Source organism: Candidatus Aalborgicola defluviihabitans, assembly GCF_016705985.1.
Lineage (GTDB): Bacteria > Pseudomonadota > Gammaproteobacteria > Burkholderiales > Burkholderiaceae_C > Allorhodoferax > Allorhodoferax defluviihabitans.
Map to the genome: position 1 here is coordinate 1 of NZ_JADJKN010000002.1, position 12,681 is coordinate 12,681.

11 protein-coding genes and 1 pseudogene are annotated in these 12,681 nt (G+C 58.8%); 9 read left to right on the top strand and 3 right to left on the bottom strand.

Going from position 1 to position 12,681, the window contains the following annotated elements; genetic code table 11:
• The first annotated feature begins 121 nt into the window (after positions 1-121).
• The 5 genes from IPI80_RS00280 to IPI80_RS00300 all read left to right on the top strand — a co-directional run bounded on the left by IPI80_RS00280 (position 122) and on the right by IPI80_RS00300 (position 4,354).
• Positions 122-1,627, top strand: coding sequence for an ankyrin repeat domain-containing protein (locus IPI80_RS00280; protein WP_413856035.1), 1,506 nt, complete (start codon positions 122-124; stop codon positions 1,625-1,627).
• Positions 1,628-1,963: 336 nt separating this feature from the next.
• Positions 1,964-2,968: an RNA polymerase sigma factor RpoD/SigA gene (locus IPI80_RS00285; protein WP_413856037.1), complete on the top strand. Its 1,005-nt coding sequence runs from the start codon at positions 1,964-1,966 to the stop codon at positions 2,966-2,968.
• Positions 2,965-4,011 (top strand): ATP-binding protein, encoded by a 1,047-nt coding sequence (locus IPI80_RS00290; RefSeq protein ID WP_413856039.1) that lies wholly within the window; start codon positions 2,965-2,967, stop codon positions 4,009-4,011. Before IPI80_RS00285 ends, IPI80_RS00290 begins: the two co-directional genes overlap by 4 nt.
• An 8-nt stretch (positions 4,012-4,019) precedes the next feature.
• Entirely contained in the window at positions 4,020-4,247 is a 228-nt protein-coding gene (locus IPI80_RS00295; protein ID WP_413856041.1) for a hypothetical protein, read from the top strand.
• Positions 4,229-4,354: a hypothetical protein gene (locus IPI80_RS00300; RefSeq protein WP_413856043.1), complete on the top strand. Its 126-nt coding sequence runs from the start codon at positions 4,229-4,231 to the stop codon at positions 4,352-4,354. Before IPI80_RS00295 ends, IPI80_RS00300 begins: the two co-directional genes overlap by 19 nt.
• Before the next feature lie 5 nt (positions 4,355-4,359).
• On the opposite strand, the gene IPI80_RS00305 is transcribed toward IPI80_RS00300, so the two are convergent.
• Positions 4,360-4,581 carry a hypothetical protein gene (locus IPI80_RS00305; protein ID WP_413856045.1) on the bottom strand — a complete coding sequence of 74 codons (222 nt, stop codon included), beginning with the start codon at positions 4,579-4,581 and terminating at the stop codon, positions 4,360-4,362.
• Between the two features lie 1,030 nt (positions 4,582-5,611).
• Between IPI80_RS00305 and IPI80_RS00310 the strand changes: the two are divergent.
• The 4 genes and pseudogenes from IPI80_RS00310 to IPI80_RS00325 all read left to right on the top strand — a co-directional run bounded on the left by IPI80_RS00310 (position 5,612) and on the right by IPI80_RS00325 (position 10,467).
• Positions 5,612-7,262, top strand: a pseudogene (locus IPI80_RS00310) (Z1 domain-containing protein).
• A 320-nt stretch (positions 7,263-7,582) separates the two neighbouring features.
• Positions 7,583-8,137: a PD-(D/E)XK motif protein gene (locus tag IPI80_RS00315; RefSeq protein ID WP_413856047.1), complete on the top strand. Its 555-nt coding sequence runs from the start codon at positions 7,583-7,585 to the stop codon at positions 8,135-8,137.
• A 118-nt stretch (positions 8,138-8,255) separates the two neighbouring features.
• Complete coding sequence (locus IPI80_RS00320) at positions 8,256-10,025, top strand: AIPR family protein (protein WP_413856049.1); 1,770 nt, start codon at positions 8,256-8,258, stop codon at positions 10,023-10,025.
• Positions 10,026-10,056: 31 nt separating this feature from the next.
• On the top strand, positions 10,057-10,467 hold the full coding sequence (locus IPI80_RS00325; protein ID WP_413856051.1) for a very short patch repair endonuclease: 411 nt from the start codon (positions 10,057-10,059) through the stop codon (positions 10,465-10,467).
• A gap of 148 nt (positions 10,468-10,615) precedes the next feature.
• Here IPI80_RS00325 and IPI80_RS00330 read toward each other — a convergent pair whose 3' ends face one another.
• Both IPI80_RS00330 and IPI80_RS00335 read right to left on the bottom strand, forming a co-directional pair.
• The gene (locus tag IPI80_RS00330) at positions 10,616-10,894 is read right to left on the bottom strand and encodes a hypothetical protein (RefSeq protein WP_413856053.1); all 279 of its coding nucleotides are present in this window, start codon (positions 10,892-10,894) and stop codon (positions 10,616-10,618) included.
• 45 nt (positions 10,895-10,939) lie between these two features.
• Positions 10,940-12,505 (bottom strand): DNA cytosine methyltransferase, encoded by a 1,566-nt coding sequence (locus tag IPI80_RS00335; protein ID WP_413856055.1) that lies wholly within the window; start codon positions 12,503-12,505, stop codon positions 10,940-10,942.
• Positions 12,506-12,681: the final 176 nt, after the last annotated feature.

Sequence of the window (12,681 nt, forward strand, 5' to 3'; positions counted from 1 at the left end):
TGGAGTGGAGTGACAAGTGTCCTGAATTTGACGACGACGCAGCCTGGCCTTGCGAATGGATTTGCATATAGCGCATGGCCTAATGCTAGCGACGAGCGAGCGCCATCCTAGCAATAACTGGATGATTGGTGAACTCAAGGTGCAGGAAGGATTTCAAGCGCTGGCAGCCCATTGCTTTCATCGAAAATACATCACCTCTACTTCAATTTTGAGCACATCCCCCTGTAGAATTTGTAAGGACAAAACTCAACAGAGCCAATATGGCCGCAGGGACAATGATGCTGTCTGGCTACAGCCAACGCCCCAACCCGGAGGATGCAGGAAACCCTCCGCAAATGTCGAGAATCACCATCTTGGCGGTCCGGGCACAGGCGCGCGCATGAACGGTTCCGTTAGCCAGCTCAACCTGGCGCTGAGCCGATTCTTTCGAATGGCCGTTGTGGCGGGAGTCGAAAGCGCTGTACGCATCCATATCGAACGTGGCGACGACCTCAACGCCCGCGATTCCGGGGGGCAGACGCCCCTTATGCTCGCCGCTGCCCGCAATAAGCCCCACATTTGCAAACTGCTTCTCGATGCCGGGGCCGACCCGCTCCTGAGCGACGCTGACGGGAATGACGCACACTCCATCGCCATGACCGCTGGCTTGGGCGAAATTGCGTTGCTATTCGAGCCTGCGTTTGCCCCAAAATTGCAAGCCATAGCCACGGACGACTCCATTCCAATGGACGACGAGCCCGCTAATGACGATGTGATTCGCATCGCGGAACCCATCCCAGAAGGGACTCTCCCACCCCAGACATCAAAGCTGGAAACCACCGCCGACATCGCGCCTTCGCCACTGCCTGAAACCGTTAAATTGGACGCAGCCCTAAACGAGCCTGCCCCGGACTACGAAGTTGAGAGCGTATGGCCTGCCGATCCGGTGGTCCATGTCGTCGAGCCAATGGACTTCGACGAGGGTGGAGCGACACTGGACCTGTCAATGTGGGAAGCCGAAGCTGAACTTTCCACGCCCAACGGCGACCCTACCGTGTTGGCCACCGCATCGGAAGTTCAAAATACGATTTCCGCGCATGCCCCCATCGACGTCTCCGCCGACTGGGATGACTTCGAGGCCTTCTTGCCCGAGCGCGCGTCGCCTCTGCCCAAAGCGGACGATGCGGAAGCCCGCGAGCGCCTGCGGGCTCTACTGCTTCGCGCGGCCCGCGAAGGCAGCGTGCCAAGCCAAGCCATCGAAGACCTGACGATAAACGATGACCAGACGCCCAACACCGATGCCGAGGCCTTGCTGTGCATGGTCGTCAACGATCTGGGGGCGGAGGCCGACGAGCGCCATGAATATTCCACGCACCAAGATAGCTTCGCGGTGCATGTCGACCCGCGCGAATCTCCTGACGAAGAGCAAGCCATCGACGAGGCTATTGCTTTCATCGAAGAACTGGAGTCGCGCCGCAACGACCCGTTGCGCCTTTACCTGCGAGATTTCCAACACGGCGCGCTGCTGACCGCCGATGAAGAAGTCATCCTTGGCAAGCGATGGAGCAAGGCATCGAGGCCGCGCTCGACGCACTGGCCGTCTCCATCACTGGAATCGAAGCCGTCGTCGAAGCCGCCCAATTGGTGAAAGTCAAAACAAAGCCACTTCGCTGGATGTCGTCAGGGACTCGGGAAGATCTCCCTGATGTGGGTGTTGACCAAGACGATGCAATCCCCACCAAGGCCGATGGCGCTGACGACGACTCAGAAGGCGACAAAGGATCGCAGGAAGATTCCGACGAGTGCTCGCCAGAAGATGAACTTTCCGAATTCGCAGCGAATGCGGAACGCCTTTGGGCCATCGCCCGATCGCTAGAAATACAACCCACGTCAACTAACAAAGCCATGCGCGAATCACTTGGCTCTCTGGGGTTGTCTGGTTCCTACCTTTTGGACCTGTCCGAATCGAGGCGAATCGCCGAGCATGAACCTGCCCGCGCGCTCAGTCGCGCGATGCAGACGGGGATTCAAGTTCTCGACGTACGCCACTTGGTGGATACGTCAGCAAGTGGGCCGATATGTCGCGGACAAAGGCAGGACCATCCGCGTTCCAGTCCACATTCACGAAAAGCTGCAACGGATTGAGCATGCCGCGCGCGACTTTGAAATCGACAACGGAAGAGCCCCCACCATCGCCGAAATTGCTGAACTCGTGGATTTGTCCCCGCGCAAGGTTGGCGCCTGCATGCAGATCGCAGCCGAGCCTCTGCCAATTCACGAACTCGACATCGACTCCATGATCGCCACGGACGCTCGCGATGAATACACTTCGCCGGACCCGATGGACATCGTCTCAGATCGCGATCTAGCCATAGTGGTCCACAAAATTCTCGGAACGCTCAAACTAAAAGATGAGAGCATTCTCCGGATGCGATTCGGCATTGGCGTGGCCGATGCCATGACATTGGACGAAATCGGAACCCGAATGGGCGTCACGCGCGAGCGCATCAGACAAATCGAGTTCAAAGCCATTCACCACCTAAAACGCCCTGGTCGCCTCGACGCTCTGCTGACTGCGCTCAATGGCCCCAACCCGCCCGAGCGCCCCAAGGACGACGAAGACGAGGATGGTGGCGCTTCAGACGACCCCGTAGACGAGGCGCAGGTCAAAGAACTGGCCGATGCCGTCGCCGCCAAACCGCCACGGAAAAACGCGCGCAAACCGCCTCCTGTTCCGGCAATAATTCCGAGCCTTGATGATGACCCAAATATACCCGCGACGCGCCCAAATTCCGTGTCGGTCCCGGTGCAAAAGCTTCTAGATGCAGCCACCGTGCTAGGAGCCTCGGTGAAGGTTGATCAAAAGGGCGCTGACAATAGCATTTGGATCGATTTCAGCAAAGCTCCCACGACTCCCCCGCGAGCGTTGATCCGCAAATTGGTCGACTCAGGATTTAAATTTTGGCCCGGCAAGGGGTACTGGCGATGACGCAAAAAACTCGCAACGCGCCGCCGCGCGCCGCCGCCATGCTCGAATCCCTTCGCGGGCTTGGCTACTCCACCGCCGCCGCGTTGGCTGACATTGTCGACAACAGCATTTCCGCGGGCGCGACCGAGGCCCGCGTCGAGTTCGTGTGGGATGGCGCGAATAGCCGCATCTCCATTCTTGACGATGGGCGCGGCATGGACGATGGCGAGCTTGAGAGTGCCCTGCGCCTTGGCGACAAAAATCCGCTCGACGCTCGCGACGCCCGCGATCTTGGCCGTTTCGGCATGGGACTTAAAACCGCGTCCTTCTCGCAGTGCCGCAGGCTCACGGTCGCTTCCACAAAGGACGGCGTGCAAAGCTGCCTGCGGTGGGACTTGGAAGAACTGGTCGCACGCCCCGATAGCGATTGGCTCCTTTTCGAGGGACCAGCCAAGGGCTCCAAGCCCTACTTGACCGCCTTGAAAGGCAAACGCTCGGGCACTCTGGTTTTGTGGGAGTCGATGGACCGCATCGTCTCCGACGGATACACCGCAGACAACTTCAACGATCTGGTCGACAACGTCGAATCCCATCTGGCCATGGTCTTCCATCGTCTGATCCAAGGCCCGCGCCCAAAATTCAAACTGCTCTTGAATAGCCAAGCCGTCGCGCCGTGGGACCCGTTCATGACCGGGCACCCCGCCAAGCCATGGTCTTCCCCTACCACCCATCACGTGACCGATTACGGCTCCGTCGCCGTCCAGTGCCATGTCCTGCCGCACCGGGACAAGCTGACTCCCGCCGAATTCGACGAAAACAGCGGTCCGGCCGGCTGGACCGCCCAGCAAGGCTTCTACGTCTATCGCAACGAGCGGCTCCTGGTGGCTGGCGGTTGGCTTGGTCTCGGTCGACCGCTCGCCCTCCCGTCTCACTGCGGCCATGGCTCATGGCCTTGGCTGAAAACACTCGCGAGAAGGCCCGCCGCGTATTCGCCTATCGCGGAACTCCCGCGCCCGCGCAAGGCAACATCCCGATCGAACAAGCTTGGCGTACCGAACGGGTGAAGGCAGGCATGCGATACCGGATCGAAGAGACGCACCCCTCGGTCGCCGCGGTGCTTGCCAACGCCGGAGCTCTTGGCCCGTTGGTCAAGTCCATGCTGCGCGTGATTGAAGAAACGGTGCCGGTGCAGCGGATCTGGCTCGACACCGCCGAAAACAAAGAAACGCCGCGCACCGGCTTCGAAGGCGAGCCCAACGAGGCCGTCGTCGAGGTGGCCAAGTGCTCTTCGACGACCTGATTGCGCGCAAGAGGCTGACCGCCGAAGAGGCCCGCAAGTCGTTGCTGCGCACCGAACCCTTCCAAAAATATCCCGCGCTCGTCGCGAAACTGGGACTGGACTCATGATCGAATCAGAAGCCGCAGCCGCGCAGGCCGAATTGCTCGAGAACGTGGTCGCCACCGCGCAACGGCTCATCAAGACCGAAAAGGATAAGTCCAAGATCACCCCGACCTTCATCGCCGAAAAGGTGAAGCGGGCCGCCGACATGTTCGCCGCCGAAAGCACACTCCCCCGTCGACCAGCAGCAGGCCGTCTCCATCTTGATCCAGCGGTTCAGCCATTGGATGGGCAAGGCCACCACCCTCAAAGACGACGTGGGCCACCTCGATTGGCTCAATGCGTCGCGAAAGCGCGACTGGCTTTATTGGCGCCGCTACCGCGACTTTCAGGAAGACAAGCTGTCCGATGTGGTCGTCGATGGCCTCGACGAGGCCACCGAAAGCATCTTGGAACTCTTGGAAGACCCCATGCGGTCGGGCGCATGGGATCGCCGCGGTCTGGTCGTCGGCCATGTGCAGTCCGGAAAAACCAGCAACTATTCGGGACTCATCTGCAAGGCCGCCGATGCGGGCTACAAAATCATCATAGTCTTGGCAGGCATGCACAACAATTTGCGCTCGCAAACTCAAATGCGCCTTGAAGAAGGCTTCTTGGGCTACGAGACTACCGACGACCGCGGCGCGGGGAAAGCGATTGGGGTCGCCCATTTCGGCGATGACTTGAAAACAAATTCCGCCACCACCCGCGCCGACAACGGCGATTTCAGCAAGGTCGCGGCCAAGCGCTTCCACGGCATCTCGCCAGAAGAGCGTCCATGGCTCTTCGTGGTCAAGAAGCAAAAGACGGTGCTCACCGCCCTGCTCAATTGGCTTCAAACACGCGTGGCCGACGCCACCGACATCGACGACGGGCGCAAGCTCATCACCAAGCTGCCGCTTCTGATGATCGACGACGAGGCCGACAACGCCTCGGTGGACACGGGCGAGCAGCTTTTCAACGAAGACGGCACCCCCGACGAAGAACACCAACCAAAAACGATCAACAGCCTGATCCGCCAAGTCTTGCACGCGTTCACCCGCAAGGCGTACGTGGGCTACACCGCCACGCCCTTCGCCAACATCTTCATCCACCACAAAGGCGCGACCGCCAAAGAAGGCCCGGACCTGTTCCCGCGCTCCTTCATCATCAACCTAGCCGCCCCGTCGAACTACGTCGGACCTGCACGCCTCTTTGGCCGCATGACCAAGGAGGGCCGCGTTGGCGCTCTGCCGCTGACCCGCGACATCGTCGATAACTACGATCCCCAAACCGAATCAGGGTGGATGCCGCCCAAGCACAACAAAAGCCACACACCTACATACAACGGGCAGGAGACCATTCCGCCGTCGCTTCGCGATGCGGTCTACTCCTTTGCCTTGGCGTGCGCAGCCCGCGAGCTTCGCGGCCAAGGCTCGCAGCACAGTTCCATGTTTATCCACACGACCCGGTTTGTGGCGGTTCAAAATTTGGTCCGGGAACAAGTGGAAGAAACCGTGCGGCGCATGCGACAGAAGATCACCCGCGGAATCGACGCGACGGAGCTTCTCGCCAGACTGCAGCGGCTATGGGAAGACGACTTCATTCCGACCCGGGACGAAGTCGCCAAGCTCTCGCCTCCCCACGAGCAACCGTCCGAAATGCCAAGCTGGGAAGAAATTTTGGCTGCCCTGCCGCTTGTCATGGGCGACATCGAAGTGCGCTCAATCAATGGCACCGCCAAAGACGCGCTTGACTACGCCGCTCCCGGCGCGGCGTTGAAGGTCATCGCCGTAGGTGGTGACAAACTCGCTCGGGGCCTGACCTCGAAGGGCTCTGCATCAGCTATTTCATCCGCACCACGAGGATGTACGACACCTTATGCAAATGGGCCGCTGGTTCGGCTATCGCCCTGGATACCTTGATCTCTGCCGTCTTTACACCTCGCCGGATTTGGTGAGCTGGTTCGGCCACATCGCCGACGCTTCCGAAGAGCTGCGCGAAGAATTCGACTTCATGGCTGAGGCGCGTCTCACGCCTGAGCAATACGGGCTGAAAGTCAAATCGCACGAAGTCCTGACGATCACCTCGCCACTGAAAATGCGCAATTCGCAAACGCTATCACTCACGTACAGTGGCACGCGCCCTCAAACCATCCTGTTCCACCGAGACGCAAGAGTCCAGGAAGCCAATCTCGCCGCCGCCGACGCGCTCCTAGCGTCCATGGGCGCGCCTACCGTGGTCGGCCCCGAATACGCGCGCGACGGCAGCGCGGACAAGTGGATGCGTTCAAGCCTCTGGAAGGATGTCGATGCGACAAAAGTCCTTTCGTTCTTGGGCTCCTATGCAACCCACCCCAACGCGACCAGCGCGAAAGGCCCTGTCCTGGCTGACTTCATCACCAAGATGGTTGAGATTGGCCAGTTGAAGCAATGGAGCGTCGCTCTTTTGGCTGAGGGCGACGGTATCGGCGAAACGCATGCATTCTCTGGCGGAATCAGCGTCGAGAAATTCCCCATGCGCACCCCCGACTCTCCCAAAAATTCCGATCACCCCGTTGACCAAGCCAAGTTCGCAATCGGCGTGCTCATCGACCCCTCGGACGAAGGCATAGACCTAGATGACGATGCTTGGCGCAAAGCCTTGGCGCTCACCCGCGCCGCGTGGAAGCCGGATCCCGCGCGAGGCCGCGTCTCGCCCCCATCCATCCCCAGCGGCAAAGGCATCCGCATGGCCCGCGCGCAGCTTGGCGGCCCCGCCGATCGCGGCTTGTTGCTCCTGTACCCACTCTCCCCCTACGCGGGCAAGGACAAGTTTCCCGAAAAGCTGATCGTGCCCGGCTGGGACAAACCCATCATGGCATTCGCCATCGCATTCCCGTCGAGCGACAGCGCTATACGGGTCGAATACGAAGTGAACCTCCTCTACTGGATGCAAGAATATGGCCCGTCCGAGTAAAGATTTCCTTTTGGCATGGTCGTCGCTCTCCGGCGACGATGCCGAATCCGGCTGGCGTTCGATCGCATTGCCTTCGTCCGGCCCTCTGGACGTGCGCGCGGGCCGACGCTCGCCCGACAACGCCGAAGCCGTGCTGGTCGGTTTCCCTACTGCAAAGATTCCCGCCGCCGACAAGCTCCCGAGGGGCAAGGATTTTCTGTTGAGCGCGCCGACCTCGAGGGTGCGGGAAAGCTTTGGATCGCCTTGTCCCGCAAGTCCGCTGGGAGCCCGGAGCTCTTCGCCGCCATGGCATGCGATGTCATCGGGGCATTGACGACGCGGTGGCCGCGGGTGCCGACGAGGCTCAGCTCGCGCGCGTCTGCATCGGTCGCGTGGGCGCATGGCAAGAGTTCATGCGCAAGGGCACGCAAGCGCTAAGCCCCGAAGCCGAAATTGGCCTAGTCGGCGAACTCGCTCTCTTGGGCGCGATCATCGACGTGGGAGTCGCTGCAGCCCAGGCCATCGAGTCATGGGTCGGCCCGCTCGACGGGATTCAGGACTTTGAGATTGGCACCGGGGCGTTGGAAGTTAAGGCCACCCTCTCAGCGAAGGGCTTCCCCGCCAAGATCGGCTCGCTGGAGCAACTCGACGATTCGGTCCGCCAGCCTTTGTTTCTGGCGGGTGCCCGGTTTCGCCAGGTCGAATCCGGGCAGAATCTTCCAGAATTCGTCGCGGCCATGCGCGCGGCAATCCAAGGCGACGCGGAGGCCACGCGACTGCTTTCCGAGCGGCTTCTTGCGGCGGGCTACATTGACTCCCATGAAGGCCGATATCCCCGCCGATTCGCTTTAAATGACATCCGGGTGGTCAAAGTCGGCGAGGGATTCCCCGGCTGACCTCGGGCACGGCGCCCGCGGGGATCACGCGGGCCATGTATGAAATCGACTTGGACAAAGCGCCGGGCGACAACGTGGGGGTCGATGCCGCCCTCAAACAACTGGGAGCGATTTGAATATGGATTTGTCTGAATTCCTGCGCGAGACGCAGAGCGCCGTCAAAGCGCAAATGCGCGACGGAGCCCTCTACGAAGAGCTCGTGTTCTGCGGCATCGTCATGGAGCACATGTCGGACATCGGCATGACCTTCGAGCCGGTGGAATGCCACTTCGAGGGCAAAGTGGGAAACGCAAACCTGCGCCTCAGCGGGTACTCAATTTCGGAAGAAAGCGATCAACTCGACCTCTTCGTAAGCCTGTACGCCAACGCCGAAGAGCCCACGGCCATTCCCGATGCAGAAACCAAAACGGCTGTCGAGCAATGCCTGCGATTCCTGACGCTGTGCGCCGAAGGCAAGATGGCTCCCAAGCTGGACCCATCCAGCGACGTGCGCTCGCTGGCCGAGACCCTGCAAGCCATCTACGACGACCTCGAGCAAATTCGCGTCTATGTAATCACCGACAGGGTCGCCAAGTCCAAGAGCTTCAAGACGCGCGACATAGGCGGCAAGGCTGTGCGGCTGGAAGTCATGGACATCCAGCGCCTTCACCGCCACTGGTCAGAGGGCAAGCCTCGCGACGAGCTGATCGTCGATTTCAAACTGGTATGCGGCGGCCCCTTGCCCTGCGTCTATGTACCCGGCGAAAGCGATTACGACTATGCGCTAACCGCGATTCCCGCCGAGGCGCTGCGGCTGTTGGACGAACAGTTCGGAGCCCGTTTACTGGAAGCCAACGTCCGCTCGTTTTTGAGCGTCAAAGGCAAGGGCGTGAACGCTGGAATTCAAAACACCCTGCGCACCGCCCCAGAGCGGTTCATGGCCTACAACAACGGCATCGTGATCGTCGCCGACAAGATGGAACTGGACAAGGCGGGCGGCGAAGGCTCCACCGGCATCCTGTGGCTCAAAGGCCTCCAAATCGTCAACGGCGGACAGACGACAGCGTCGATCTACTTCACCAAGAAGAAGTTTCCTGAAACCGACCTTAGCCGAGTGCGCGTTCCGGCCAAGATCATCGTCATGCGGGATGACGATTCCGCCAAAGAAGAGGCCCTGGTATCGGACATCTCCCGGTATGCCAACAGCCAAAACGCAGTGCGGCAATCCGACCTCTCGGCCAACAAGCCGTTCCATGTCGAGATCGAAAAGCTCTCGCGCTCGGTGTTCTGCCCCGACGGCGTAGGCCAATGGTTCTATGAGCGAGCCGCGGGCAGCTATAACACGCTTCTGACGCGCGAGGGGACCACGCCCGCAAGGCTCAAAGCATTGAAAGAGGCTATTCCCACCTCCAGGCGCATCACCAAGACCGACCTTGCGAAGTACATCACCGCATGGGACAAGAAGCCCGACATCGTCAGTCTTGGCTCGCAAAAAAACTTCGACCGCTTCATGGCTGGGCTCACCCCTGCCGACGGCGAAGAGGCTCCCTTGCCCACCGTCGCAGAGTACAAGGCCATGATCGCCAAGGCCAAGATATACCGCGACGCGCAAAAACTCTTGCGCCCAATGTTCCAAGCCTTCCAAGCGAACGTGGTGGCCTATACGGTGTCGCTGCTTTCCGAGAAGCTCGGCCATCGCATCGACCTCGAGCGCGTATGGAACAAGCAAGCAGCCTCCCCCGAACTTTTGGCCCAAATTGCCGTGTGGGCCAAAGAGGTCAACGAAGTGCTCCATGCATCAGCGGGCGGGAAGATGGTGTCCGAGTGGGCCAAACGCCCTGAGTGCAAGGACGCGGTCATGGGCGCGAGCTACTCCGTTGCAACCACCAATATCCCCGAAGTGAAGTAGGCCCGGCGGAAAGTAGATACCGCAGCGACTTATGGCCGATATCGTCCCGCCCGCTGAACGCAGCCGAATGATGTCCGGCATCAAGGCCAAAAATTCACGGCCCGAAGTATTGGTAAGACGCTTGCTGCATTCGGCGGGCTACCGCTTCAGATTGCATCACCGGGGTTTGCCGGGTACACCAGATATCGTCATGCCTGGTCGCAGGATCGCAATATTCGTCCACGGATGCTTCTGGCACATGCACGAAGGATGCCGCCTTTCAAAGCAGCCATCCACACGTGCGGAATTTTGGTCAGCCAAGCTGCTTGCCAATACCGTTCGTGACAAGATCGCCATCGAAAAACTCAATGCTGACGGTTGGCGTGTCCTGTGTGTTTGGGAGTGCGCGACGCGCAGTTCAAACGCCATGGACACCTTGATCCCAGTATTGAAAGCTGGATGAACAGCGATGCTATGTTCGGCGAAATTAGCTGCAATCTACAAACTATTGCGTTGTCTCCAAGCACGGGGCGCAAATCACCTTGAACGAGTGGTCTACCTTTGCGATTGTGCGGTACAGATTCTTCCACACCATCGATTGCGGTGGGTTATCAATCGGCATTGAATCCCGCGCCTTTGGCCGTATTCCAAGCGCGATCCCATAAGTCGCCCCAGCGATCCATTCCGCCTTCTTCTACAGGATTCATTCCGCATTTCATGAATACGTCGTAGAGAAACATGTTCGCGTCGCAAAAGTCGTGCGAGTGACAGATGCCGGGCGAAGTTTCGGCAAGGTTTCGCCGAACGACATCCACCATTTGCTCTTCGGTGAGGTAGTTGCGCAGACGTTGTGAGAATTCAAGTGCGAGTGTTTCGATGGTGGGTGTCATGGTGCTCCAATACGCCACGCCTACCAGAACAGACGTAGCGGAAAATTACTTTTGCAACGACGTATTGAGAAACTTAAAAATCACCTTGGCGATTTTCCGCGCGAGCAACGGCGGAACCGCGTTGCCCACTTGGCCGTACTGTTGCGTCCGATTGCCTTCAAAGAAGTAGTTGTCGGGAAAGGTCTGCAACCTTGCGGCCTCCCTCACCGTCAAACTGCGGCACTGAGCAGGATCATGATGGATGTAGTAGTGCCCGTCCTTCTGGATGTGCGCGACGACCGTGGATGCTGGAGCGTTCTTAATCTGCACGCGAAAGCGATCAACGAATGGGATCGATTCTGCATCGACGTTTAAATGGTCGGGCAATAACTTGGGTGGGAAGTTGCGCAGAGTCGGCGCGTAGTTAAGCGCCTGAGCAAAACTCGACGCAAACATGTAACGGTGTAAGTCGGAAAACATGTGGCTTCTGCTTTCATGCTGTATCACCCCTCCAACACGTTCGTCCAACAACCAGTTCTTTAGTTCCTTGGGCATGTTGGGCGCGACGATGACTTTCGTGGGAATGAACTTCGCGCCAGCCGACTCGTAGCTTTTGGCTGTTTCGATGGACGCTTTGACGATCGGCAAGATCGTCTTTCGAATCGGAACATGCCAGCGAACAAAGTTGGCCGTAGTCTTTCGCAACGCTGTCAACCACTTCTTGTGCGAGTCCTCTTCTTTGGAAATACGGCTACGAATCGGGGGCATCCCTGAAAGCGCAGTCTCCACGTCGATCTTTGGAAACGCCTTTCTCAACAAGAACATGCGCGGATTGTGAGTGAGTTGGGGGGTCTTCTTCACAACGTCGGACCGAATTCCAAACAAGATCACGCGATGGCGACATTGCGGAATGCCGAAGTTTTCTGACTGGATCACGTAGTCGCGTGGCTCAAGCTCGTCGCCATCGACCACCAAAGACCGGATTTCATACGTCAAGCCCTCTTTAGGCTCGCGAAGGTCGCCCATGATCCGCTCAAAAATACTGCTGCCGCCATGTGTCGAGTTGAGCATTCCTTTGACGTTTTCCATGACGAAGACGGATGGCTCGAACTGCTGGATGATCCGCAGATACTCCGTATAGAGAAAATGCCGCTTGTCGCTCTCAAAGGCTTTTAGGTCTTTGGGACTTTTGCCTCGCAGGCGCGAACGGCCCGCCAGCGAATACGCTTGGCAAGGCGGCCCGCCAATCAGCACCCAATTTTTCTGCTGACCCAGCGCTGCCCTGATCCATCCGTCCACCACCTCGGGAGGTGTCAAGCCCAGCTCCGCGCATCGGGCCTCTTGATCGGCTTCTTCAGCGGCTTCTTTGATTTCGGGGTGCGCCAAGAATTCTTCGCGCTTCACGCTGCCGCGGATGTACTCGTAATAGATGTCGGGAGCTTTGCCCTTTGGGAACTTACGAAAAAGGGCTCGCAGATGCAATGTACGGTGGGCAACAGGGTCTTTTTCAATGGAAACCTTTACGGAAAAACGCGAGTTCCCCTCATCGTCGTTGACCGATGAAAATCCCTCGCAAAGCCCCCCCGGTCCGGCGAAGAGGTCAATCACCGGAATCGCGTTCTGCACCGTCATTTATTCTTTTCAAAGTTGCGTAGACCCATAGTCCGACAGGATTACAAGCGCGCACGCCCAGAGTGACCGATCGGGGCTACTCTGGGCGCGAATATGAGAATTCTAGCCCAACGCAGTCTGCGCTCTGGCTATTGCATCCTGCTCAAATCACATTGTGGAGGGAGTTAACATTCGAA

Excerpts from the sequence above, each read along its gene's own strand:
- IPI80_RS00320 (WP_413856049.1), top strand. The coding sequence starts at position 8,256 with ATGGATTTGTCTGAATTCCTGCGCGAGACGCAGAGCGCCGTCAAAGCG.
- IPI80_RS00335 (WP_413856055.1), bottom strand. The coding sequence starts at position 12,505 with ATGACGGTGCAGAACGCGATTCCGGTGATTGACCTCTTCGCCGGACCG.
- IPI80_RS00325 (WP_413856051.1), top strand. The coding sequence starts at position 10,057 with ATGGCCGATATCGTCCCGCCCGCTGAACGCAGCCGAATGATGTCCGGC.
- IPI80_RS00330 (WP_413856053.1), bottom strand. The coding sequence starts at position 10,894 with ATGACACCCACCATCGAAACACTCGCACTTGAATTCTCACAACGTCTG.
- IPI80_RS00290 (WP_413856039.1), top strand. The coding sequence starts at position 2,965 with ATGACGCAAAAAACTCGCAACGCGCCGCCGCGCGCCGCCGCCATGCTC.
- IPI80_RS00280 (WP_413856035.1), top strand. The coding sequence starts at position 122 with ATGATTGGTGAACTCAAGGTGCAGGAAGGATTTCAAGCGCTGGCAGCC.
- IPI80_RS00295 (WP_413856041.1), top strand. The coding sequence starts at position 4,020 with ATGCGATACCGGATCGAAGAGACGCACCCCTCGGTCGCCGCGGTGCTT.
- IPI80_RS00285 (WP_413856037.1), top strand. The coding sequence starts at position 1,964 with ATGAACCTGCCCGCGCGCTCAGTCGCGCGATGCAGACGGGGATTCAAG.